At 57.8% G+C, this 2,061-nt stretch carries 3 protein-coding genes; all 3 read right to left on the bottom strand.

Annotation, left to right across the window (positions count from 1 at the left end; all coding sequences use genetic code 11):
* A partial coding sequence (locus tag C3418_RS23350; RefSeq protein WP_219812712.1) for a hypothetical protein occupies positions 1-219 on the bottom strand: 219 nt, incomplete at its 3' end.
* A gap of 765 nt (positions 220-984) precedes the next feature.
* Positions 985-1,263: a hypothetical protein gene (locus tag C3418_RS23345; RefSeq protein ID WP_103859369.1), complete on the bottom strand. Its 279-nt coding sequence runs from the start codon at positions 1,261-1,263 to the stop codon at positions 985-987.
* 74 nt (positions 1,264-1,337) lie between these two features.
* On the bottom strand, positions 1,338-2,061 hold a 724-nt coding region (locus C3418_RS24575), incomplete at its 5' end, for a hypothetical protein (protein WP_219812711.1).

Genomic DNA, 2,061 nt, shown 5'->3' with positions numbered 1-2,061 from the left:
GGGGGCCGCCTTGCGCCAGAAGGCCCACTCAGCCCGAAGGGCGGGGTTGGCGCTGCTGTAGTCCTTGGCATCGACTCCGGCGAAGTCGAACCCGGTACGGATATCGAACCCGATCACCACAAGCAGGTGGTAGTGGATCCGGCCCGACTTCTGACGTTCCAGGACGCCGATGTAGTCCTGGTAGCGGGGTTTGATGACATGGGTCAAAAGGGAGTTCAAACGACGCTGCGCCTCTTTCACACAGACCACATGATCCTTGAAGGTTAGGGTTAGGAAACCGAGGTTTTCTAACCCATGTTTTTTAGAAAAGGACATGACGTTCCAGCCCAGAGCGGAAGCGGCTTTGCGGGTCTGAGTCGAGGCTATCTCGGTTGAGATGTTACTATTTAGACAAGGAAGAAACCCCCCCTCGGCCTGAGCGGTTTTACCTTCCATATGACCACCCCGAACGAGCCCGCTCTAAGGGGCTTGTGAGGGTGGCTTGATGATGTATGATCATGGCGTCACCACTTGTTGGGTTTTAACGGAATTCACGGTGACCGAGCCCCGGACATTTTGCGGATGTTGCGGGGCATTTCATTTCAAATCGGGCAGCTAATCAGCTTTGTGCTGGCTGTATCCCTTCTGGACAGGTTAAGAGCCCCTAAGCTCAGATTTTTGAAGTCTCGGTCACTGTCCAAGATAGCCACCTTTGATACCCATGTAAACCGCGCAAGTTCCCAGCAAATAAGCGATTTTTGGTAACAGTTACCAAAAGATGCACACGTGAGCACATGTGCGCATGTGGATATGCACACATGCGTACATGCAACAGAGCATCGGGAGCGCTATGGCGTTATCAGTCCTTTGATTCTGAGATCCTCAAAAGCCTGTTTGGCAGGGAAGGGAGGGGAGCGGGGATCAGGTCAGGATCCGAGCCGCTGCGCGGGTTACGGCGCTTGGCTACGTCATCCCATTTGACGTAACGGGAGCGCCTTATAGGGGCTAGCGCCCCTGGGCAAGGCAGGCATCAAACACGGCCTTGGCTAAACGGTCGATGTTGTCCAGGGACAGGCAAAGCATGTCGGGGGGATTGGCGAGCAACGTCTTTAGAACCTTCACATCCTCACGATTAAACGTCACTGTGATGGTATTTTCTGCCTGTTTAGCGCGGTACTTTGCTTGGCGCTCTGCCCCAGACAAGGCTTTGCCGGTACGTGGTCGGCCACGAGGGCGGGGGATGGGAAGGAGATCGGCGGTCTGGCTATCGTGGGCGTCTTTCATGGTGATTTCCTGTCACTGTAACGATAATTTATTATAGTCACGGTGACGGGAAATGGCAAGCGGAGCGCGGCAGATTAACCAATCGGTGAATCGGTGGATCGCCTGCCCCCTCCGGCGTCGTCGTCCTCGCTAGGCCGCTCGCTCCTCCTCCTTGTCGTCTGGCAGGCTGCATCATGGTGGCCGTCCGATAGAACCTCGACGCGAGAGTGGCCCGAAGGGGTAACGAGCGTGGAGGCGCGGGGCGTGGGGGGCACCCCCACGGGACTAGTCTTACTCCCTGCCTCGGACTCCTGAGGCGGACACCCCAAGGGGGCCCCGTCAGGCTCAGGAGCCGAGGCAGGCATGCCAAGGATGAAATCGCGGTGATAGTGGGCCCAGCGTGGGCCGCAGACCTCACGGATCCCTTCCATCGTGGGTTCGCATCCCGTTCTCTCGGCGACGTAATAGGCGAAGCTACGGAGCTTTGAGCGCCATTGCTGAGACCCCACAGAAACGAACTGGAAGCGCGTGGTGGCCACGCGAGCACCACGGGAGTACCTGACCAGCCTTGCGCCCTTGTCGGCTTCCTGACGCGATTCCATGTGTTTCCCGATGTATTTCCCGATGTACTTCCCGATGGCCTCTTCGCTGGACTTGATAGGCATCAACTCGGTGCGACCAAAGCCATAGGCGGGGGCCGCCTTGCGCCAGAAGGCCCACTCAGCCCGAAGGGCGGGGTTGGCGCTGCTGTAGTCCTTGGCATCGACTCCGGCGAAGTCGAACCCGGTACGGATATCGAACCCGATCACCACAAGCAGG

The sequence above is a fragment of the Aeromonas sp. ASNIH8 genome (assembly GCF_002919855.1).
GTDB classification, from domain to species: domain Bacteria; phylum Pseudomonadota; class Gammaproteobacteria; order Enterobacterales; family Aeromonadaceae; genus Aeromonas; species Aeromonas caviae.
Note: the sequence above shows the minus strand (reverse complement) of the source record. Positions and strands in the feature narration are given on the sequence as shown.